The organism is Haemophilus sp. HN_Hi16, from assembly GCF_049823435.1.
Taxonomy (GTDB): domain Bacteria; phylum Pseudomonadota; class Gammaproteobacteria; order Enterobacterales; family Pasteurellaceae; genus Haemophilus; species Haemophilus influenzae_D.
The window spans coordinates 1,258,807-1,281,614 of the sequence record NZ_CP187500.1 but is presented as its reverse complement, the minus strand read 5'-3'; the positions used below and the strand labels follow the sequence as shown (position 1 = coordinate 1,281,614).

Sequence of the window (22,808 nt, the reverse complement as noted above, 5' to 3'; positions counted from 1 at the left end):
TGGAATGATAAAGTCTTATCCCCCTTCCGACGCTTCGCGCCACCTTCCCCCGCAAGCAGGGGAAAGCAAAATTATTGTTTAACATATAAAGGAAAAATAAATGAATTACCAAGACAACAGCTTAAAATCCTTAAAACTAGGTCAAAAAACGGAATACGCTTCTCAATATGACCGCACTTTATTACAGCCTGTGCCACGCGCGTTAAATCGCGATGGATTGGGCATTACCCAAAACCAGCCTTTTACCATTGGTGCCGATATTTGGACGGCTTATGAAATCTCTTGGCTCAACGAAAAAGGCTTGCCACAAGTGGCTATCGCAGACATTTATCTGGATTACCAAAGCCAAAATTTGATTGAGTCAAAAAGTTTTAAACTTTATTTAAACAGCTTCAACCAAAGCAAATTTGCCGACTTCAACGCCGTTCAACAAACTATGCAAGGCGATTTAAGCGAATGTGCGCAAGGCGATGTAAAAGTGCGGTTAAATCCAGTGGCAGTTTATGATTCTCAAAAAATTGATCATTTACAAGGCGATTGCATTGATGAACAAGATATTGAAATTACCAGCTACGAATTTAACGCTGATTGGCTGAAAAATTGCGTATCTGATGAAATTGTCGAAGAAAAATTAGTCAGCCATTTGCTAAAATCCAACTGCCTGATTACCAATCAGCCAGACTGGGGAACGTTACATATTCACTATATTGGTAAAAAAATCAATCACGAAAAACTATTACGTTACGTTGTATCGTTTCGCCAACACAATGAATTCCACGAACAATGTGTCGAACGTATTTTCTGTGATTTAATGCACTACGCAAAACCAGAAAAACTCACCGTTTACGCGCGCTATACTCGTCGTGGCGGATTAGACATTAATCCATTCCGTTCTAATTTTGAGAATTTACCTGAAAATTTAAGATTGGCGAGACAGTAAAAGAAAATTGCGGTGAAATTTCACCGCACTTTCCCTACCCTTGCTTCAAATCATTTGCCTGTTGTAATAACTGACGGCTTTCTTTTAAGAATTGTTCGGAATAATCGCCAAACCAGTCATGCACCTTGTGGAAAGCATCAATAAAACCTTGACGATCATTATTTTCAAAGAAAGTTAAGGCTTCGTCGTAAGTTTGTTTTAGCGTTTCAATTACCGCTAAATTTTCTGGTTTATCCATAATAATATCTGCGTAAAGCTCTGCATCTTGCGCAAATAAACGACCGATCATCGCAAGTTCTAAGCGATAAATAGGAGAAGAAAGCGATAATAAATTAGCAAGATTAACGGGCTGTTTAGAAAGATGTAAACCATTCGCAAAAGTCGAAAAATGGCGCAAGGCTTGTATATAAGTCATATTGTGATCGTGTTCTGTGGCATCGGTTTGATAAATTTTTGCGCCCCAAATTTGAATTTGTTCAAGTAACCATTCGTAACGTTCGGGGAAACGGCCATCACAATGCACAACTACTTGTTTTGCCATACTTGCAATATCTGGCCCAAACATTGGATGTAAACCTAAAACAGCACCAGTATGGATTTCAAGCATTTTCGCTAGCGGTTCACGCTTAACAGAGGTTAAATCTGCAAGTAGCATGTTTTCCGTTAAATAAGGTTTTAAGCGTTCAATTGTTTCTAAGGTGAGATTAATGGGGACGGAAACGATCACGACATCAGCATTCGTTAAAATACTTTCAGCCACCGTCCAATCTTCGCGATCTAAAATAGAAATTGGATAGCCAGATGCACGTAAATAGCGGGCAAATAAGCCACCTAATTTACCATAACCGCCCACAATAACAATTTTGTGAATATCAGGATTGATGGTTTTAAAGCCAAATTGGTTTTCATTGGCATAGGATTCACGCATAAAACGGCGTAGAACATCTTCAATCAGATCTGCTGAAATGCCTGCTTTTTCAGCCTCTAAACGACGTGCTTGGAGCATTGCTATTTCACGCTCTGGCGCATAAATAGGTAATCCGTGTTGATGTTTAACTTTACCGACTTGAGAAACCAACTCAAGACGTTTAGCAAAAAGTTGGATAAGTTCGCGATCAAGCGAATCAATTTCAGAACGTAAATCTTTAAGGGCTTCCATAAAACTCACCTGTAATGTTTATCTTACATATATTGTAAAAAATTAATTACAGGGAGATTACTAGAATTTTATAAGAAAGGCAATTAAGTTATGCAGATTGTGTGATTAAGCGTTGTGGGCGAATAATATTCCCGTCGATCAATGCCACGCCTAAGAATAAATTCTCCGCTGAAAATAACCGCACTTGACCGCTTAATTGCTGTTCGTTAGCAAATTTCACTCGCTGACCAAAACCAATGGCTTTACTCTGCTCTGTATCCAAATGCAAAGCGGATAATTTACTTACTGCGGTATCGGTTGGCAGTAATAGACGATCCAATTCACTTAACGGAAAACTTTCAGCAAGCAATTGTAACTCATCAATTGGCATCATTTCCGTTATGGGGTAATCCGCTACGGCTGTACGGCGTAACATTGTCACATGTGCGCCACAACCTAGCACTTTACCCAAATCATCTACTAAGGTGCGAATATAAGTGCCTTTTGAACAATGCACTTCTAAGGTTAAAAAAGGCGCGTTATATTCAATAAAATTGAGTTCAAAAATCGTAATTGGGCGTGCCTCACGCTCAACTGTAATACCTTGTCGTGCATATTCATAAAGCGGTTTACCGTTATGTTTTAGCGCAGAAAACATTGTCGGCACTTGCAAAATATCACCACGAAATTGTTCAAGTGCGGTCAAAATTTGCTGAGTTTTAACATTAACTTCTCGAGTTTCCACCACTTGCCCTTCCGCATCGGAAGTATCGGTACGTTCGCCTAATTTTGCCGTAACAAGATAACGCTTATCTGCATCAAGCAAAAATTGTGAAAACTTAGTTGCTTCACCCAAGCAAATCGGCAACATTCCCGTAGCCAACGGATCGAGTGCGCCAGTATGCCCAGCTTTGTTCGCTTGAAATAAACGCTTTACCTTTTGCATAATGTCATTTGATGACATGCCTTGTGGTTTATCCAACAAAAACACTCCATCAACATCACGCAAGCGTTTACGAGGTCTAGACATTAGTTGCTTTCCTCAACATGTTTTTTCTCATCTTCACGCACAACATTTGTCACAAGATTTGACATACGCATCCCTTCCACTAAGGATTGATCATAAATAAAACGAATCTCTGGCACGATACGTAAACGCATCGCTTTGCCTAGCAGCGAACGAATATAAGGCGATGCTTTTTCTAAGCCTTTCATACCTTGCTCAATTGCCGTTTCATCGTGATCGAATAAAAAAGTCACGAAGATTTTTGCGTAAGATAAATCACTCGACACTTCCACATCAGAAACCGTCACCATCCCAATACGGGGATCTTTCACTTCGCGTTGTAAAATGACTGCTATTTCTTTTTGTATTTCTTGAGCGACGCGATCGCTACGTTTAAATTCTCTTGCCATAGTTATTCCTTATTTATAATAATCGCCCCATTCTACTGGAAATCATTGGATTTAGCACGCAAAAATCCCTTTCAACCTGATACTGTTTTTCGATAAAATGACACCTGATAATTTGTTTGAATATTCAAACTTCCGATAAAAATCACTTTACAGAGGGCATAATTTATGCAAGACGAGACGAGACGAGACGAGACGAGACGAGACGAGACGAGACGAGACGAGACGAGACGAGACGAGACGACCAAGATTGTCGATGAAAATCACGTATTACAACAAGCATTTTTAAATGAATTAGATGAAAAATTTTGGGTATCTGCTGATAAACTCCGCCAACAACTTGATGCCGCCAATTATAAACATATCGTTCTTGGTCTCATCTTCTTAAAATACATTTCCGATAGTTTCACCCATCAACAAGAAAAAATTCAGGCGGAACTCTCCACACCTGGAAATCCACTCTATCTTGACCGCACTTTTTTTGATACTGAAGAAGAGTATCAAGAAGCCTTAACCGCTGAACTGGAAAACCGTGATTATTACACCGCGGATAACGTATTTTGGGTGCCAGCTTCTGCACGTTGGCAAGCCTTACAAGAAGTCTCTATTCTCAACACTGGGGCAGAATTGCCTTGGGGTGGAAAATTCTCAGGCGTCGCCAAACTGATTGATGATGCCTTTGATGCTATTGAAAAAGATAACGAAAAACTCAAAGGCGTCCTCCAACGCATCAGCGGCTATGCCGTAAACGAAGACACCCTGCGCGGGCTGATTATCCTCTTCTCCGATACTAATTTTACCCGTCCGACTTACAACGGCGAGCCCGTGCATTTAGGTGCAAAAGACATTCTCGGTCACGTTTACGAATACTTCCTCGGTCGCTTTGCCCAAGCAGAAGGCAAACGAGGTGGGCAATATTTCACGCCGAAATCCATTGTTTCCTTGATTGTCGAAATGCTCGAACCCTATTCAGGACGAGTGTATGACCCAGCCATGGGCAGTGGCGGTTTTTTCGTGCAAACCGAACGCTTTATCACCGCCCATCAAGGCAACATCAACAACGTGTCCATCTACGGGCAAGAATTCAACCCCACCACTTGGAAACTCGCTGCAATGAATATGGCGATTCGCGGCATTGATTACGACTTCGGCAAACACAACGCCGACAGCTTTACGCAGCCACAACACATCGACAAAAAGATGGATTTCATTATGGCAAACCCACCATTTAATATCAGCGATTGGTGGAGCGAATCTCTTGCCGATGATCCACGTTGGGCATACGGCACACCGCCCAAAGGCAATGCCAACTTCGCTTGGCTACAACACATGATTTACCACCTCTCGCCCAACGGCAAAATGGCATTGTTGCTTGCCAATGGCTCAATGAGCAGCCAAACCAACAACGAAGGCGAAATCCGCAAAGCCATCATCAATGCCGACTTGGTGGAATGTATGGTTGCCCTGCCCGGCCAGCTCTTCACCAACACCCAAATCCCCGCCTGTATTTGGTTTTTAAACCGCAACAAAAAGCGTCAAGGCGAAGTGTTATTTATCGACGCCCGCCAAATCGGCTATATGAAAGACCGCGTATTGCGTGATTTCACCGCTGACGACATCGCCAAAATTGCCAACATCCTCCACGCTTGGCAACAATCAGCAGGCTATGAAGACCAAGCCGCTTTCTGCAAATCCGCTACTTTAGAAGAAATTAAAGACAACGATTTCGTCCTCACACCGGGGCGCTACGTCGGCACCGCAGAACAAGAAGACGACGGCGTACCATTTGCAGAAAAAATGCAAAATCTGACCGCTCTTTTGAAGGAGCAATTTGCGAAAAGTGCGGAATTGGAAGCGGAGATTAAGAAGAATTTAGGGAGATTGGGGTATGAGTAAAATTCCATTAAATGAATTTATAACTTTACAGCGTGGATTTGATTTACCAAGTAACAAAAGAATTTCAGGAAGTGTTCCCGTTGTTGCTTCAACAGGGATTGCTGGTTATCACAATGAAATTAAAGTTAAAGCACCTGGAGTTGTAATTGGAAGAAGCGGAAGTATTGGTGGTGGACAATATATTGAAAAAGATTTTTTCCCTTTAAATACAACATTATATGTAAAAGATTTCAAAGGACATTATCCCAGATTTATTTATTACTTATTAAAAAGTATTGATTTCACAAGTTTTAATGTAGGAACCGGTGTTCCTACATTAAATCGAAACCATTTATCAAGCATTTTAATTTCAGATTTGGGAATTGATAAAGAAAAAGAAATTGCCAACATCTTAGGAAATCTTGACCAAAAAATCCAACTCAATACCCAAATCAATCAAACCTTAGAACAAATCGTCCAAGCGCTGTTTAAAAGTTGGTTTATCGATTTCGATCCCGTACGTGCCAAAGTCCAAGCCCTTTCAGACGGCCTTAGCCTTGAACAAGCCGAACTGGCAGCCATGCAGGCAATCAGCGGAAAAACACCCGAAGAACTGACCGCACTTTCACAAACACAGCCTGACCGCTACGCCGAATTAGCCGAAACCGCCAAAGCGTTTCCGTGTGAGATGGTAGAAGTTGATGGGGTTGAAGTGCCGAAGGGGTGGGAGATGAAAGCCTTATCAGATTTAGGTCAAATTATCTGTGGGAAAACACCATCAAAATCCAACAAAGAATATTATGGTAATGAAGTGCCATTTATTAAGATTCCAGATATGCATAATCAAGCATTTATTACTCAAACAACAGATAACTTGAGTTTATCTGGTGCAAATTCTCAATCTAAAAAATATATTCCACCAAAAAGCATTTGTGTAAGTTGTATTGCTACGGTCGGATTGGTTTCAATGACATCTAAGCCATCTCATACAAACCAGCAAATTAATTCAATTATTCCAAACGATGAACAAACCTCTGAATTTTTATATTTATCGTTAAAACAGTCATCAATGACGAAATATCTAAAAGATTTGGCAAGTGGTGGCAGTGCAACTTTAAATTTAAACACAAGCACATTCTCTAAAATAGAGATAATTACACCATCAAAAGAAATTATTGATATTTTCCAAAACAAAGTTGTTTCTATTTTTGAAAAGATCTTATCAAACTCTATTGAAAATAAGAAGCTATCTGAAATAAGAGATTTATTATTGCTTAGATTATTGAATGGGGAAATTTAATTACTCACGAGGTTGATTTCACCTCTGCCAAATCTCCCCTCCCCCTCTTTGCTAAAGAGGGGTTGGTTCGAGGGTAATTTGCATTTTGGCTTTCTACTTTAATATGCGATGAGAAATTGAAATTTTCTTAGATTAGCAATGAACCAGTTGCTCACAATTTACTCAAGGAATCCCCCTCTTTGCTAAAGAGAGGATTGGCTCGAGGGTAATTTAAATTTTGGCTTTCTACTTTAATATGTGATGAGAGATTGAAATTTTCTTAGATTAACCATGAGCCAGTTGCTGACAATTTACTCAAGGAATCCCCCTCTTTGCTAAAGAGGGGAATGGGTCGAGGGTAATTTAAATTTTGGTTTTCTACTTTAACATGTGATGAGAGATTGAAATTTTCTTAGATTAACCATGAGCCAGTTGCTGACAATTTACTCAAGAGATCCCCCTCTTTAGCAAAGAGGGGTAGGGGAGATTTGGCAGTATCAATAAACGAAGAAATTAATCCATTAGCTCCCCAAAGACAGCAAATACACAAAAGGAACACTATATGCTCAACGAAAACGACATCGAACAACTCACTCTTCAACGCCTGCAATCACTCGGTTGGGAATATCGCTATGGTAAAGACTTGCCTGTTCATGAGGGCGAGTTTGCCCGTGGCGATTTGAGCGGCGTAGTTTTTATTGAGCAACTGCGTGAGGCGGTGCGTAAGCTTAATCCGCAGCTGCCTGAAAGTGCGGTGGATTCTGTGGTCAAATCGGCGACGAAAAGCGATATTGGCGACTTGGTGGTGCGAAATCAGGCGTTTTATAAGCTGTTGCGTGATGGTGTACGAGTTGAATATCAGGCTCCCAATAGCTTCGGTCAAAATGAGCAAAAAATCGAGATGGCGCGTTTGGTGGATTTCGAGCATTGGGAGAATAACCGCTTTGTTGCCGTCAATCAACTGGAAATCCGCAGCCGTAAAGGAGGCAAGCGGATTCCCGATATTATCGGCTTTGTAAATGGTCTGCCGTTAGTGGTGTTTGAGCTGAAAAATCCGCTGCGTGAATCGGCAAATTTGTTGCAGGCGTTTAATCAGTTTGAAACCTATAAAGATGAAATTGCCGAGCTGTTTGTATACAACCAAGCCTTAATTATTTCAGACGGCATTGCTGCACGTTTAGGCTCGCTTTCGGCAGATTTCCAACGCTTTACACCTTGGAAAGTCGTGGACGAAAAGGCAAAAAGTAAGCGGTTGGATTTTGGCGATGAATTGCAAAATCTATTAAACGGCTTGATGACACCGCAAAAACTGCTGGATTATGTACGTTATTTTGTGCTGTTTGAACGCGGTTCTAACGGAGCATTAATCAAGAAAATCGCGGCGTATCATCAGTATTACGGTGTGAATGAAGCTGTAGAATCCACGATTTTTGCCACAAGCGAGCAAGGCGATAAACGCATTGGTGTGATGTGGCATACGCAGGGTTCGGGTAAATCGATTTCGATGTTGTTTTATGCTGGCAAATTGCTTACACAGCCTGAATTAAAAAATCCGACGATTGTGGTAGTTACCGACCGCAACGATTTGGACGGTCAGCTTTTCCAAACCTTTTCTTCAGGCAAAGATTTAATCAAACAAACGCCGCAACAAGTAGAAGACCGAGAACAACTACGCCAACTGCTCGCACAAAATGAAGTCGGTGGCGTGTTTTTTACTACCATTCAAAAATTCGCCCTAAATGAGGAGGAAAACCGCTTCCCTGTGTTAAATGAACGCAGCAATATTATTGTGATCAGTGATGAAGCACACCGCAGCCAATACGGTTTTACCCAAAAACTACATAACGGCAAATTCCAAGCAGGCTACGCCCGTCATTTACGTGATGCACTGCCTAATGCCTCGTTTATTGGTTTTACAGGTACGCCAATTAGCCTTGAAGATCGCGATACACAAGATGTTTTCGGTCAGTATGTATCTATTTACGATTTGCAAGATGCGGTGGAAGATGGTGCAACCGTGCCGATTATTTACGAAGCTCGCCAAATCAAGCTAGCGGAGAATGCTAATCACGATGAATTATTTGCAGAAATTGATGAACTGCTGGAAGGCGAAGAAAACCCGAAATTACGCTTGCGAGAAAAATTACTCGGCTCAGAAGCACGATTGCACGATTTAGCGGTCGATTTTGTGCAACATTTTGCAAAACGCAATCAGCAACAAGACGGCAAGGCGATGATTGTTGTTTCCAGCCGTCAAATTTGCGTGGATTTGTATAATCAGATCATCGCTCTGCACCCTGAATGGCATTCGAATAATATCAATGAGGGTGAGATTAAAATTGTAATGACAGGTTCAGCAAGCGATACGCCTGAAATGCAAAAACATATTTACAGTAAGCAGGAAAAGCAAACATTAGAACGCCGTTTCAAAGATCCTACCGATCCGCTGAAAGTGGTGATTGTGCGTGATATGTGGTTGACAGGCTTTGACGCACCGTGCTGTAACACTATGTATCTTGATAAGCCAATGAAGGGGCATAACCTAATGCAAGCCATCGCACGAGTAAATCGTGTATTCGCTAACAAAAGTCGCGAAAACGGTGGGCTAATCGTGGATTATGTTGGTTTGGCAGAAGAATTACGAGCAGCCACACAGCAATACACCAACTCTACTGGCAAAGGGCAATTAGCGGAAGATGTGCAAAGCGTGTTCTTTAAAATAAAAGAACAGCTTGAATTTATCCGAACTTTGTTTGCGACACCAATTGAAGGCGAAGCATTTGATGTTCAGATGGCAATTTCTGAACGAGAACCTGCATTATTGCTAAAAGCCATTGCGACAGCAGCAAACCATATTGCTACGCTGGATCAATTACTAAACGAAGGCAAAGCATACGATCAACATTGGCATAATGCAGATGATATTGAGCCACGTAAAAAAGCCTTTTTGAAAACGGCAGGAAGCTTGAAAAAAGGTTACGCTTTATGTGGGGCATTACCTGAAATCGAACCATATAGTCAAGAAGTGGCTTTTTATGATGCTGTGCGTGCAGTGCTTGCCAAACGTGAACAAAACGGAAAGGGGACAACGGAACGCCTAATTCAGCTTAAAGCCTTAATCAATCAAAGTATTGTATCTGAAGGTACCATTGATTTATTTGATTTGTTAGGCAAAGAACAAACGCAGATTAATTTGCTTTCCGACGAATTTTTGCAAGCGATCAAAAACAGCGAGACCAAAAGCCTGTGGGTGTTAGCGATGGAGCGTTATTTAAAGCAGGAAATTAAAGCCAAAGCCAGCAGAAATCTGACCGCACAAAAAGATTTTGAGCAACGTTTGCAAGAAGCCCTCACGCAATATCACAATCACAATTTGAGCGTGGTGGAAATTCTTGATGCACTTGTGCAGATGGGGCGGGATTTCTCCGAACGCTTATCGCGGGGCGAAAAACTCGGTTTAAGCACGGCAGAATTAGCGTTTTACGATGCCCTTTCTCAAAATGAGAGTGCCAAAGAATTGATGAACGATGAAGTGCTTTCTAAACTAGCAAAAGAGATTACCGATATTTTACGCCGCTCAGTCAGTATTGATTGGCAACACAAAGAAGCGGTGCGGGCAAGAATTCGATTACTCGTTCGACGTGCCTTACAAAAATATAAATATCCACCCGATAAACAGGAAGAAGCGGTAACTTATGTGATTAAACAAGCGGAAGAAATTGCGGGGGATTTAAGCATGTAAAATTATATAAGATATTGTTTTTATTATATTTTTCTCTGAAGATTGGGGAATAAAGAAGAATAAATTTGGTGCGACTAGCTGAAATAGACTTTATATGTCATGCTATGTATCAACAGTATGTGGCAAATTTTGTACGGTATTTGTAATACTAAATGTAATACCAAAAAAAACGGCGGAATTACCCGCCGTTATTGCCTTACTATTTTACCTCTAAATCTTTAATTTTGCCACCAGCAAAAATATAAGGGTTGATATATCCGTGATAATTTTCAGGTGCGAAATCTTCTGGTTGAGTTTTTACTAGCTCAGATAATGCCCACTCGTAAGGGATTGCGTCCCAATCAGGCACACCAGGGATAGTAAACGTATTAACGCTCAAACTCTCTTTTCCCTCCTCTTTTTTGTCTTTTGACACATAAGACGAGATCGTCACAAACGTATTGCCACTAGTGTATTCAGTTTGCAATCCACTAACAACATGATAACTTGCGCTTGCGCCTGTTCTCGACTCTTCGATTTTTTTGTCGATGTATTTCATTTTTTTACTCCTAATAGTTAGTTATATCTACAATAATTGCATTAAAAAAGTAGGAATTATCGTTGTAACTCATCCCGATTCTCCCTGCTCCACGGTCATCATAATTAACAACATTAAATTTGATATTCCCGTCCAGTCTAACGCTACGCATTACACGTCGGCAAAAATCAGGGTTAATATTCAAGGTAAACCCATAATTTGACAAAATAACCCCATATTTACTGCCTGATGGTTGGGTTTCGGTAAAAGCGCCTTTATTTAAATTTGTATCAATGCCTTTTATAGGGCGGAGAAATTTATGATTGGACGAAAATATAACTCGCCCATTACTATCGTAGGTCTCTACCCCGTATCCGCTACTTTTTGCTGTACTCGTGTTGAATATCATATAGTCTATATATTTTGCATTAGGACTATACAAAATGATTTTGCCACCAACTTTTTTAAGCTGGGCTACATCACCATTACAGCCTGATATCACAACAATATCATTATCTGCTACAGATATTTCAGCAAGATTACCATTAAAAATGGCGTTCCCTCGTCTTTGTAATGACATGCTTAAAAATCCGTCATTTACATCTGTAAATCCTGCAAATCCGAACATTAATAGACTCCATAAAAAATTCTGATTAATGGTTTAGTTCTGAGGTTTCCCTTATAACGAAAATCCATAGGTGATTTAACCGTCCCCGTAAAATTATTCCCGCTTATTCGACCATTTGATATATACGGTATATCAACACTTATCGCCACTCTATGCGATAATTCTTGGTTATTTGATGTTAATATGATGGGTATAAATACTACCTGTCCATCCGTGTTAACAGATATGCTGAAATTACCTATTGGTAAATCACGATATCCAATATATCTAAATAATCTATTCTCAGTTGAAAATGTAGCATTCCCAACATTATCAAATGTTTGAATTCCTTGAGATGGCACTTTAGCTTTCCCTCTTTTTAAAAAAAATAGCCATAACATTACTGCCATGGCTATTATCGCAAGCATAATAAAAATCATAATCGGCCTATTTTTACCCTAACATTACCACGATCATCATAAACAATAATCTGGTCATTATTTATAACCAAACCTCTATTTTGAGAGCTTGCTCGAACGAGGAAATTACCTGTTCGGCCAACTCGTAGAATCCCATCATTACCGCTTATATCAATTTCACCTCCAGATATTAGTGGCGATCTAATCTCTTGGTTTGCTTGGATATGTCTCCCGATAATTGAGCCGTCAGCCAGTAAATCACCACTTAAAGCAAGCTGGTTATTAGAGACTGTAAAAACATTTTTAACAGTGCCATCGGTAGCGCTTTTAACAACACCGAATTTGTCAGCCATAACAATAACTGAGCTTTCCGCCGTTTTGCCATCACTTGACGCACCAAGTGCAATACCTGCAATTGCCATACGTCCACCACCAACTACTTGCGTTTTAATGGTGTGTGTCGATGACAACTTACCGCTAACATCCGCTACGGTTTTGCTGACTTGAGAGATTTTAGATTCGGCGTTTGCAACACGACTTGTCATTGTCGCGTTTTTCTCCGCCTCCGCTCTGTCAGCATTCGCTCGCGCCGTCTTTTCGTCTTCGATTTTTGCATCTAAATCAGTTTTCGCTTTTCTAAATTCTGCGCTTAACTGATTTAACTGAGTTGCTGTTGATGACTTAGCGTCAGATACCGCTTTTTCAACCTTTGATATTCCGCTTTCGGCATTCGCCATGCGAGCAGTCAAGGTTGTTAACTGCATTGATGTAGCTTGATCTTTTGTCGCTTGTGATGACTTGTAATGCGTCAAATCTGCTGATATATCACCAATGGCACTATCAACATCCTCAGGTGTTGGCGTCCAGTCGGTAGGGATTGTCCCTTGCTCGAGCTTGACACTATGAAAAGCCAACCATTCACCCGCGGCAAAAGAGCCTTTTACTCCAACCAACAAGTAAGCAGAGTTTGACGTCCATGGAGCAGTAAATGTTAAAGTTGGTCTACCAAGCAAGCTAGCTGTGACGGGTAGCGCATCTAATTTGTAATTGCTCCCATCCTCACGCATCAAATATACGTAATTAAGACCAGTCTTTTGTATATCTTTAGTGCCTTGGATATTGAGGCTTAACGTGTAGATTTTGCCCTCTACAACTCTACTCCTACGACTTGTTGCCGATTGCATCACCCCCGCAATTCCGTTGGTTTGAGATGTAAATTTAATGGTCGTAAGAGTTCTGTTTGCAAATACTGACCGTACAATGTTTACGTTAGACGCATTACCAAAAAATGACTTGGTCGCATACTCGCTGTTAATGAGTACGTTTCTTCCGCCAATTTTGATATTGTCAATCTTAGCGTTTAAGTTTTGACTGACCTCGCTTATGCTCTGTGTTGTTGATGTAACTGATCGTTGGATGTTAGCAATATTGCTCTCAGCATTAACAACTCTCGCTGTCAACGCATTACGTGAGGCCGCCTCCGCTCTGTCAGCATTCGCTCGCGCCGTCTTTTCTTCATCAAGCCCGCTCAAGGCGTTATTTGCTTTTGCTGTAACTTGCTCAATGGCTTTCGCTTGTTGCTTATCCGCCTGCTCAAGTTTATTGATAGCCGTTCCGCGTGCCTTAACTTCCTCTTGTAGGGCCACAGTGGCCTTACGTGATTCCGCCTCGATTTTTTGAGTGAGCTTTAAACCCTCTTCCCGGATGGCTTTAGCGCGGTTATTTGCTTCCGCATTTAATGTTGCGATTCGCGCTTGCGTCTCGCTAGTTATTCCGGCTATTGCTGTTCTTGCGGTTTCTGCCGTGTTAGTTAGCTCTTTGACTAACTCTTGCGATAATGCGCTCTTGTTGATTTGTCCGTGGATATAATCAACAATCTTTGTTGCATCGCGCTCTGTTACGCCCTCGACCGCATCCGTAAATTTACCTGCGACATCTTTACTCACCATGCGCGCCCAAAAATAGTACGTTTCAGCAGCACCCAAGCCGGTGTAACTGTAACTATTTGTAGGGTATGCGAGAGTGATTAATTTACGGGCATTGGCAAAGTTATTGTCTTTACTTACCCAAATTTCGATTGCCGCATTTGTATTCGCAAAAATCGGGTTCCGCCAATTCAGGTCGATGCCCATCAACTTACTAACCGTAACCAATTCAGCGATCGTAAAATTCACGCTAAATGATTTGGTGACAGGTTCCGACAATTGGCCTACGCCATTTTTCGCGCGAATTTCTGCGGTGTAATCTCCGTCCGGTAGCCCTGTAAAGGAAATGTTCGTATTCGTTAAATCATCATAGACTTTATACAAAGTGCGGTTACCGTCAAAAGTGCGGTAGAGTTTGATTTGATATTTAACGGTAGATTCATTCTTCGCAAAATATTCAAATGATAATCTGATTCCGTCATCCGTTGCGGCCACATCAACATTTTGGATACGATAGCGATCCGGCACTTCACTAAATGATACGGGTTCAAAGTGCGCGCCACTGTCAACAATCGCTTCTTTCTGCGGTTCATGTTGTAGCGCGGTGATGGTGTACTTGCCCTTGCTTTCCTCTTTGATACTCAAAGCACGGTATAACTGCGGCTGTACTTTCTCTCCATGACGCAACCAAACGCCGTATTCTGTAAGTCCCGTCGGCGCTTTATCTAATACGATTCGGTTTCCATCCAAGACATCAATCACTTTAATGCCGGTGACTTGCGCGTCTTGGTTGTAATACAAAAACTGTTCACCGGATTTAAATGGCACTTCGCGATCAAGCGTTACAACTTTATTTGCTACAGACAGCACGCGTCCGCCTAATTGCGTTCCTGCGTAGTCATTATCCGCAACGAGGATAATATCGCCAGGGACGTGCATTAGTCCCTCGGCGCCGACGGTAAATGTGACCGTACGTGTTTCCAGCTTTTCCGTTTCCAAAATCCAACGACCTGTACGGTACGCTTACCCGCGCGAGATGCAACCAAAAGCAGTAACTTTTTTCACGTTTAAACCGTAACGGCGGATCAAATCATCGTCTGAAACACAGATAACATCTTTTTCATAGTTGTTCTGTGCGTTGGCGTACTCAACGTGGATTTCGTTGTGGCGCGCTTTCATAGCCGAATAAGAGTAAGTAAAGCCCTCTTTGTCAACGTTGGCGTTCGTGTACGTCCACACAGGATCAGCGGGGCGATCTTGGATTACCGTAAATTCCCGCCCGTTCCACACCGGCATTGCGCGGAAAATCGAACAAATATCATTGATAACGTCGTATGCTTGGCGTTGCTCCGTGATCCATGCGTTACAAGTAAAGCGCGGTTCTTTTCCACCAAAACCATCATCTACCAACTGATCGCAATATTGCGCCACGTTGTAAAGCGCCCACTTATCTACGGCAAAATCACCAAGACGACGACCGAAACCATAGCGTTTGTTTTTCAGCAGGTCATAAAGCACCCATGCCGGGTTGTCGCTCCATGCCGTTTTAAAGGTTCCGTCCCAAGTGCCGTTATAAGCCCGTGTTTCCGGGTTATAGTTGCTCGGCACTTGTACGATGATTCCGTAAACATCATATGTTCGATTCGGGATACTTGAAAAATAGTCCGAATCAAACTTGATGCCGACAAGCGCGGTATTTGGATAAGCTAACCGCATTTCGATAATCTCGGTATAGCTCGCCCAAATAGTATTATTTTGCAACCGTTGAGACTTACTGTCCTCGTCTATACGCTCGACGCGCACGGTAAAAGGCGTCGGCGGCAGATTATCAATCTCAATTTGGCGCAAATACTGTGAGCTGTACTTGCCGTTAATCGTTAACGGGATTACGCGCTGACCGATGGTAATATTCATCGTTACGCTCGCACCGTGCGTGTCTCCCTGATCGTTTTGCGAAAAAAGGCTTTGTACACCCAAGGTTAACCGTAAGCGTGATACCTTGCCATCCGATACCGTGCGGGTTAAAGGCGTATTTTTGCGCACCTGCGTTCCAACAGAAATTTCTTTTTCGGACGTGTTGAAACCCTCAAGAATGTCCTGATCTTGAATACCGATGCGCCCTTCTGCTTCCACATTGCTAAAATTGTAGGTTCCGTCCTTGTTTTGAATTGGCGTGTTGTCCAAGAAAACGGACTGCACCCCATTAACTAAGCCTTTAACTTCACCCTCGGAAACAATCTCAACGATTCTTACCGCCTGTTTACTGCGTCCAAATTCCGGCGCTTCATACGGCGTATGACCGCCGCCACCTCCACCACCGCCCATGTGTACCTCTCAAAATAAAAACCGCACATAAAAGTGCGGTCAAAATTCAATTCGTTTTACATTCTGCCTTTTCTAAATCCGACAGGTTTTTCACTTGTTTTCGCCGTTTCCACATCGTATGTTTCCACGCCTTGCGAAATAATTAATGAGCCGGTACGGATTTTCCCATAAGCCAGCGGCACGGGTCGCCCTTGCGCCGCCATGTTAGACAGATTAGTAAATGACGTAGATTTCTGCTTTTCGGCTTCTTTCCCTTGTCCTTGCATTGTCGGCGTTTTTGTCATCATCTGCGCAACACCGCCGAGCATTAACGCAACCCCCATATTACCGACAACTGCGCCGATACCAGTCCATCCTAAAGTGTAACCAACTACCGCCAGCACTGCGCCTGCAATAGTTTGAAAAAGCCCCGCCTTTTTAGCGCCCGCCACCACTGGGGTGATGTGAACCGTTGTACCATCTTTTAACTGATAACCAACATCACGCTCAATGTATCGATTATCCATATAACGCTTGCCAATTCGGATCTTAAAAAATCCCTTTGTAAGCACTTGTCTAAACTTGGGTAATTGACTACACAACGCACGGATGATTTCCGCCGTGTCTTTTACATCGAGCTTAAATTCACTTCCAAATTGTTTAAGGCTGCCGTAAAGTTTAACTGTGACCAATTTTTAAATCTCCATAAGCTATGCGTATGCTTGAGCCAATAACCATCGTATAAATCACGCTTTGATAACCGACGGGGGCTGTGATGTAACACCATTTGATCACCAATATAAATCGCCGCATGATTCGGCACATCAGAGCCAACTTGGATCAGGATAACATCACCGACCTGTAATTCTTTTACGTCGGTTAGGCGTTCAAAACCTTGTTCTTCCATGTGATCCATATACAGGTTAAAGCCATCTTCCCACCAGTAATCATCACGTTCAAAATTAGGAAACTCTTTGCCAGACAACCGATAAAAATCGCGGAATAACGTGTAGCAATCCGTTTGCCCGTGAATAAATTCGCGCCCAAGTAAAGGCGGCACCCACGGGAAAACATGAATCACCCCATCACACACAAGCCACCAATCCAGTTCCGTATTTTGTTGCATCTGAAAATCAGCGGGAGACAATACAGGTTCGCCGCCGGGGTGCGAATGGACGAGAGCGACAATATTCCCTTTCATGCCAGCGGAAAGAAAATCATCAGGCGAAACCTCGAAAAAGTTTTCCGGGTCGTCTGCGATATTCTCACAGTTAATAAATTCAAGTTCACAACCAGCAAAAATAACAAAGCCACACATTTCGCGTGGCTCCAGTTCTTTTGCTATTTTCAGTATGGATTTTTTTAATTCTTCGTTCATACTTACCCCAATTTATCAACGCTTGGGAATCCACCAAAATTAACCACGTTATTTCGTAACGCGCACCCGCTAACTAATCCGCTGCACTTGTCTTTTTTCGGGTCGTTGGTGGGTTGGTCTTTTTCGTCCGCCACCGCTGCCCCGTTATAACCGCACTCCACGCCACGGTAAAGCCATGAGCAAATTGTTGTAATCGTGCGGCATGATATGTAAGCGTTGTCCGTTTCCATCGGCAAAGCTAACGTAAATGAGATGACATCCCGCTTATGCGTCGCCACTTGCTCAATAACAAACAGACTTAATGCCTCTTGCGTTGGATCTGCTTTTTTATTGCCGTTTGTAAAATTAACCGCATCAAGATAGTGCATATAGACTAATCTGCGTCTGACAATTCCACCCAAGCATTGATCAAAGCGGTTACAAAGTGCGGTAATAAATCCGTTAATATTTCCCAATGTAAGAGTTGGTCGATTACTTGGGCCATTACCTGACATTTCAAAGCCATCTGCTTTTACAGCAAATGGCTCAAATGTTTTGCCTTGCCATACGATAGATTGTGATTTCTCATTAGTGCCAGCATAAAAGCGATATAATTCACCATTCATGCCGTCATTATCTTTCAATCCTCGCAAATCCACCTCAAACAACTCAATGAGCGCATTTTGTTCGAGTTTGGCGAGGTCGAGTTTAAATGCGTTGCTAATTAAGGCTGGCATTATTTCCTCCAATAAAAACCGCCCTTTCGGACGGTCATATCATTTAGCGTTATTACGCGTACCATTTTTCTAATTTTTCAAATTCTTCGACCAATTCACTTTGCCCAAGAGTTTTCAGTACTTCACACAAGATTTTATCAGCTTCAATATGTGTTCCCTCAACATCTCGATTGTTTGCAAGATTACGAATACGATTGATATAGTCTTCAATATTTGGATCTGGCATATAAGTTTTTTCAAAAATATCTGGCTTACACGGATAAAATTCGCCATTTACCCCACAGATAACCCAATCATTTTCGGAAATTTCCATTACACCCTCTAATGTTTTAATTTCCCCTCCGATAACCTCTCCGCCATATTGCGACCAATACGAAACATTTTTACTTCTAAAAATGTGCGGAACCCCTTTAGTGTAATTCTCTTTTGTGAATTGCCACGCTTGGATTGTGACCGGTCTTTTTGTGTAGTTCATAATTTATCTCCAATAAAAACCGCCCATAAGAGCGGTGGTTTGTTAATATTGTTGTGTCTGTTCGGTGTGACAGACTTTGCCGTCACAGTCTTGATTAAGATTGAGGGCGTGCGCTATATACACCACAAATGCACACACAAACGTAATGATTAATTTGTTCATTTTCTGTTCCTTTTGTCGGATTTTAGGTGTGAGAATCCGCCGCAGGCTTAAAAAAGTGCGGTCGGATTTTGTTGTGTTTTATAGAATATCTAGCTGAAAGCCTGTTGCTTTAGGGTTGTAGGCTCGAAGGTATTTTAATACGCGCCAGTTATTTCCTTGCTCGCATTCAAATTGCTCTGTAATGCGTGTCAATACGTTATGGGCCTGACGGAGAGTACTGCGATATTCGTAAGCCACGCCATAAACGGAAGCAGCGTAGTGCGAACCAATTTGTTTTAATGCGGGATGAAGTACTTGGCAAAGTTCCGTGCCTCGCAATAAAGCAAACCATGCCCAAACGAGCTGTTGGAGTTCATGCTCGGTAAATTCAAAATTAAAGCACTCATCTTTTTTAGGCGTTGTAATCAACTCTCCCTCAAGCACGATTCTGTGAACATACTCCACCGCTTGCGGTAGCTGCTCTAATGTCAAATCTTCGATTGATTCCACATTAAAGCGGTGGTGGATTAAATGGTAGGCATCGGAATAAATTAATCCCTTTTTGCTCACGAGCATATTCACGGCATTGCGTAATCCTGTGCGATCATCTACCGTGGTTTTCGATTCATATTTGCCTGTTTTACGAATAGTAGGTAATACTTCCGCTGTAACCCATTTTCTAAAACGGTGTGGAATAGATCCTTTTTTCACTGCATCGCGGCAACGTAAGATCAAAGTGTACATTCCGCTTTCGCTGATGATAGAAATACTTTGAGCACCATTTCCAGCCTGACTGTCGGTTAAACCGATAGTCGCTTTTTCGTCATCATCTAGCTTTAATAAAGCATCACTTATGTTAGATATTTTTAACGTGTCACACACGTCCTTAGCAACAAACCAAGGTTCATTGTTAATAACTAAAGTGCGGATAGAATTTGATTCAAAATTGAATGTAGAGAATTGGGATTGAATTGTCATAACTGATACCTTTTCGAATTTTATGGCGGATAGGTGGTTCGAAAACCGCTCAGTTAAACGGCGTATGGTATTGAATATTCCCATACCCACCTATCCATTGGTAAAAATTAGACATAAAAAAATCACATTAACGCAGTGAAGTGCGAACTGATAATACAAGGAATTGGGTTTCGACTCCCTAGACCTTAAGTTTGAGTTTAATAAAAACCCTATCCGCTGTCAATACAAATTAGGGTCGCCAAGAGGTTCAGAAGTCGCAAACAGTCGACCGGGATTATTCCCCTTTCGGGTATTTTATTCTCCGCCCTCTCGGCATAGATAAGATGTGGTTATGCGTAATGAATGTTTAATGGCAATAAACAAACAAGGTTACTAAATTTCACGCATAAAAAAACCGCTATGCTTTCGGGTGCGGAATTGCCGCTGTTTGTAAGGTTTCTGACGCCTTGATTGAAAGTGTATTGATTTATCGAAAGACTGTCAATTAGATTTTAAAATCAATTCCAGCTTGTTTTAAAATGCCATTTGCTGTGTGGCGGTTGGTAATAGTATAAGCAACAGGGAAAGGCTTTTGAGTAATTGGGCTGTTCCAAATTTCATGGCTGCCCTTTCCCTGACGTAGGAATGTGCAACCATATTGCTTGAGTATTTTTATAAGTTGATCGTAATACCCACTGCCCATCGTTACATCTCCAAACGTTGGAAATCTGCGTGACTTTCAGTTTGGATAAAGGCAAGGCGGATATTATCACTTTCACTGCCGTAACCTTGTAATTCATGCATTTCAGGTGCAATTTCCCACACGCGTTGTTGCAATTCTTCATAGGTGCGACCTTCAGTGACAAGATGCAACTTATCGCACGTACCAATCCACGCGGGGATGTTATCTTCTACATCGTACATCACTTCCACGACATAAGGCGGATTGATTCTATCCAAGCGTTTCTTCACTGACATGAGCGTATCCTCAACGGTTATGCCGAAATAATTATTGGCTTTTGATAAAGTTCCAATGTACCACGTTGTAAAGGTGCTAGCTTGGAATGCAGCACTACGCAGGATTTCATCATCGACATCAATCAATTCATTACAAAAATGAAGCAAATTACCAACAGCGTGAAAATGAATTGCTGCACCAATTTTAGATTCTCCAATCACCACTGAAACCACATCGGATTTATCGCCGATAATTTGTGTAATGCCTTTATTCATCAGTTCTTCAACAATATAGCGATAATCTGAAGGGTAAAATTCATAGAAAATCTTTGTTAAATCTGATTTTGATACAAAAAGTTCACCGTCTTTAAGGGTAAACCGTAAAGGGAGAGTGCCAAAATTTGAGGTGAATACATTACACTTTTTATTAGACATTATAAGCCTTCTTTTTATCTAACACATTTCTCTAATCAACATAAAAACACTCACCAAAAATGAAGTGGACGGGTAAATTTATGTGCTATTAAAGGTTAAATAACAGTGATTGAAATAGTTCAAACTGTATCGAATGATAGATGAAAAGTTTTATCTTGACAAGAAATTGCTTGCAATGACTAAAAAAGAAATAAAATCTTACCGCATGAAAAAGCCCCTTTGTAGTCAAGGGGCTTTTATTTGTAAATTATCTCTATAAAAATTACTTCTTATCTGTAAATTTTATCCATGCTTTAGTAATCTCTGCGAGACCCATCTTTTCATTATCGGTCAAAACATGATTAATACCACAACTACTAATCATAACTTTGTTATTTTTCACAAAAAATTCAAGGTATTCAGCAAACGAATATTTAGCTCTATAAGATAGTTCACGCTCACCTCTTTCTTCTAATTTTACAGTAATTGGCTGCAATCTTTTATTGTTAATCAAGATCTCCGTATCGCGCAAGCATTTACTTTCAGACTTTTCTCCAACTATATTTAAATCAATCGATGTAAAATCACCTATTCCCTGTGCATCAGATAACATAATGCTGGCATAGGAGAATTGCTTGTTTTTTGATAACTCTTGTATATATAAATTCCCAAAAAATAAAACGTCTCTGTCATCAATGCTAACAATATCGTCCCTACAAGCTGTCAACATCAAACCAGCTGCGAACAATAATAATTTTTTCATTTTGTATTCCTCGTATGCTATATAGACTCGCTAATTCTACGAAACACAAAACATTTATTTAAGTTTTTATAAAAGTTTTTTCTAATTTTGTGACCTACATCTCAAAACTTTATTAATTTAACCGCACTTTAAGCGTCATAACGTGCGGTTTGAAGTCTGCCAAAAGTCAGCTGGACATATTCCAAAAATAAAAGCCAGAAATAAAAATGTGTATGCAAATTGGCGCGCTTTCTTAGACTTATCAATTACTTCTAACATTTCATAGAATAAAGCTAATCCCGAAGCACGCTGCGCCAATGGCAAAACCAACCGCTGCAATAATTGCTGCACTTGCTAGCATTTTCCCTGCAATGCCTGCATCTTTTTCACTCATTTTTCCACCTACCTTAACTTGATGTTTTGGTGTATACTTAATCAAAATTGCTCCTTAGTTGGTTAAACTTGGAATAAGGGGTAAATAAAAACCCCGAACATTGCGAGTGTTCGGGGTTTGTTTTTTTATCTAAAAACTACACCACTTCTTCAAAGGTGCAGCTGATTTCCGTGTGTCTTTTAGTGACGGTTTTTGACCATTTCGGGCAAACGACTTTGATTAAATCGCCATTTTCGTATTCACGAAAGAAAAATGCCGTGACGCCACCATGCGACGTTAAAAAGCGGTCAAATTCGACCGCACTTTTGTGATTGAGCTTGTATGTCAGGTTAAATTTGCGGAGCAGCGGATTTAGTCCGTCCACCATTCGCTGTTGATAACCATCGCCAAAATTAAGCACTTTTCGTCTAGGTTCTTCCTCTACAGTGTATTTAGGCTGAGGACACCAAGATAATGTTTTTAATGCCATGTTTAC

20 protein-coding genes and 1 pseudogene are annotated in these 22,808 nt (G+C 41.2%); 4 read left to right on the top strand and 17 right to left on the bottom strand.

From position 1 onward, the window contains the following. The first annotated feature begins 100 nt into the window (after window positions 1–100). Window positions 101–940 carry an NADPH-dependent 7-cyano-7-deazaguanine reductase QueF gene (gene queF, locus ACPT9C_RS06390; protein WP_050949131.1) on the top strand — a complete coding sequence of 280 codons (840 nt, stop codon included), beginning with the start codon at window positions 101–103 and terminating at the stop codon, window positions 938–940. Window positions 941–974: 34 nt separating this feature from the next. Here the strand turns inward: queF and tyrA are convergent, their stop codons facing one another. From tyrA to rbfA, 3 genes are all read right to left on the bottom strand, one after another. After that, window positions 975–2,099: a bifunctional chorismate mutase/prephenate dehydrogenase gene (gene tyrA / locus ACPT9C_RS06385; protein ID WP_050949129.1), complete on the bottom strand. Its 1,125-nt coding sequence runs from the start codon at window positions 2,097–2,099 to the stop codon at window positions 975–977. A gap of 88 nt (window positions 2,100–2,187) precedes the next feature. Next, entirely contained in the window at window positions 2,188–3,108 is a 921-nt protein-coding gene (gene truB / locus ACPT9C_RS06380; RefSeq protein ID WP_118879929.1) for a tRNA pseudouridine(55) synthase TruB, read from the bottom strand. Further along, window positions 3,108–3,494, bottom strand: coding sequence for a 30S ribosome-binding factor RbfA (rbfA, locus tag ACPT9C_RS06375; protein WP_005628626.1), 387 nt, complete (start codon window positions 3,492–3,494; stop codon window positions 3,108–3,110). The genes truB and rbfA overlap by 1 nt, the downstream gene beginning before the upstream one ends. 165 nt (window positions 3,495–3,659) lie before the next feature. Here rbfA and ACPT9C_RS06370 point away from each other — a divergent pair, with 165 nt between their 5' ends. From ACPT9C_RS06370 to ACPT9C_RS06360, 3 genes are all read left to right on the top strand, one after another. After that, complete coding sequence (locus ACPT9C_RS06370; protein ID WP_425625112.1) at window positions 3,660–5,387, top strand: type I restriction-modification system subunit M; 1,728 nt, start codon at window positions 3,660–3,662, stop codon at window positions 5,385–5,387. Beyond that, window positions 5,380–6,666 carry a restriction endonuclease subunit S gene (locus ACPT9C_RS06365; protein ID WP_050949126.1) on the top strand — a complete coding sequence of 429 codons (1,287 nt, stop codon included), beginning with the start codon at window positions 5,380–5,382 and terminating at the stop codon, window positions 6,664–6,666. The genes ACPT9C_RS06370 and ACPT9C_RS06365 overlap by 8 nt, the downstream gene beginning before the upstream one ends. Before the next feature lie 541 nt (window positions 6,667–7,207). After that, complete coding sequence (locus ACPT9C_RS06360; protein ID WP_061671219.1) at window positions 7,208–10,387, top strand: type I restriction endonuclease subunit R; 3,180 nt, start codon at window positions 7,208–7,210, stop codon at window positions 10,385–10,387. A gap of 199 nt (window positions 10,388–10,586) precedes the next feature. Here the strand turns inward: ACPT9C_RS06360 and ACPT9C_RS06355 are convergent, their stop codons facing one another. The 14 genes and pseudogenes from ACPT9C_RS06355 to ACPT9C_RS06290 all read right to left on the bottom strand — a co-directional run bounded on the left by ACPT9C_RS06355 (window position 10,587) and on the right by ACPT9C_RS06290 (window position 22,802). Further along, a complete protein-coding gene (locus ACPT9C_RS06355) occupies window positions 10,587–10,925 on the bottom strand; it encodes a hypothetical protein (protein ID WP_112072208.1) in 339 nt (112 codons plus the stop codon). Between the two features lie 10 nt (window positions 10,926–10,935). After that, a complete protein-coding gene (locus tag ACPT9C_RS06350; protein ID WP_112072209.1) occupies window positions 10,936–11,532 on the bottom strand; it encodes a hypothetical protein in 597 nt (198 codons plus the stop codon). After that, a complete protein-coding gene (locus tag ACPT9C_RS06345; protein WP_112072210.1) occupies window positions 11,532–11,951 on the bottom strand; it encodes a hypothetical protein in 420 nt (139 codons plus the stop codon). Before ACPT9C_RS06345 ends, ACPT9C_RS06350 begins: the two co-directional genes overlap by 1 nt. 110 nt (window positions 11,952–12,061) lie before the next feature. Then, window positions 12,062–16,180, bottom strand: a pseudogene (gene gpJ, locus ACPT9C_RS06340) (TipJ family phage tail tip protein); the annotation flags it as partial. A gap of 56 nt (window positions 16,181–16,236) precedes the next feature. Further along, the gene (locus ACPT9C_RS06335) at window positions 16,237–16,851 is read right to left on the bottom strand and encodes a tail assembly protein (protein ID WP_112072211.1); all 615 of its coding nucleotides are present in this window, start codon (window positions 16,849–16,851) and stop codon (window positions 16,237–16,239) included. Further along, window positions 16,788–17,537, bottom strand: a complete 750-nt coding sequence (locus ACPT9C_RS06330) for a C40 family peptidase (RefSeq protein ID WP_112102023.1) — start codon at window positions 17,535–17,537, stop codon at window positions 16,788–16,790. Before ACPT9C_RS06330 ends, ACPT9C_RS06335 begins: the two co-directional genes overlap by 64 nt. 2 nt (window positions 17,538–17,539) lie before the next feature. After that, a complete protein-coding gene (locus ACPT9C_RS06325) occupies window positions 17,540–18,253 on the bottom strand; it encodes a phage minor tail protein L (RefSeq protein ID WP_114934850.1) in 714 nt (237 codons plus the stop codon). Window positions 18,254–18,305: 52 nt separating this feature from the next. Further along, window positions 18,306–18,728, bottom strand: a complete 423-nt coding sequence (locus tag ACPT9C_RS06320; protein WP_204724794.1) for a hypothetical protein — start codon at window positions 18,726–18,728, stop codon at window positions 18,306–18,308. 240 nt (window positions 18,729–18,968) lie between these two features. Next, entirely contained in the window at window positions 18,969–19,847 is an 879-nt protein-coding gene (locus tag ACPT9C_RS06315; RefSeq protein WP_118879907.1) for a P22AR C-terminal domain-containing protein, read from the bottom strand. A 484-nt stretch (window positions 19,848–20,331) separates the two neighbouring features. Further along, the gene (locus ACPT9C_RS06310; protein WP_046949806.1) at window positions 20,332–20,529 is read right to left on the bottom strand and encodes a type II toxin-antitoxin system HicA family toxin; all 198 of its coding nucleotides are present in this window, start codon (window positions 20,527–20,529) and stop codon (window positions 20,332–20,334) included. Window positions 20,530–20,531: 2 nt separating this feature from the next. Further along, window positions 20,532–21,218 carry a DUF1902 domain-containing protein gene (locus tag ACPT9C_RS06305; protein ID WP_202863403.1) on the bottom strand — a complete coding sequence of 229 codons (687 nt, stop codon included), beginning with the start codon at window positions 21,216–21,218 and terminating at the stop codon, window positions 20,532–20,534. A 262-nt stretch (window positions 21,219–21,480) separates the two neighbouring features. After that, complete coding sequence (locus ACPT9C_RS06300; protein ID WP_118879908.1) at window positions 21,481–21,960, bottom strand: hypothetical protein; 480 nt, start codon at window positions 21,958–21,960, stop codon at window positions 21,481–21,483. Window positions 21,961–22,219: 259 nt separating this feature from the next. Then, the gene (locus tag ACPT9C_RS06295) at window positions 22,220–22,378 is read right to left on the bottom strand and encodes a hypothetical protein (protein WP_005651234.1); all 159 of its coding nucleotides are present in this window, start codon (window positions 22,376–22,378) and stop codon (window positions 22,220–22,222) included. A 91-nt stretch (window positions 22,379–22,469) separates the two neighbouring features. After that, complete coding sequence (locus tag ACPT9C_RS06290; RefSeq protein WP_038440713.1) at window positions 22,470–22,802, bottom strand: phage tail protein; 333 nt, start codon at window positions 22,800–22,802, stop codon at window positions 22,470–22,472. Window positions 22,803–22,808: the final 6 nt, after the last annotated feature.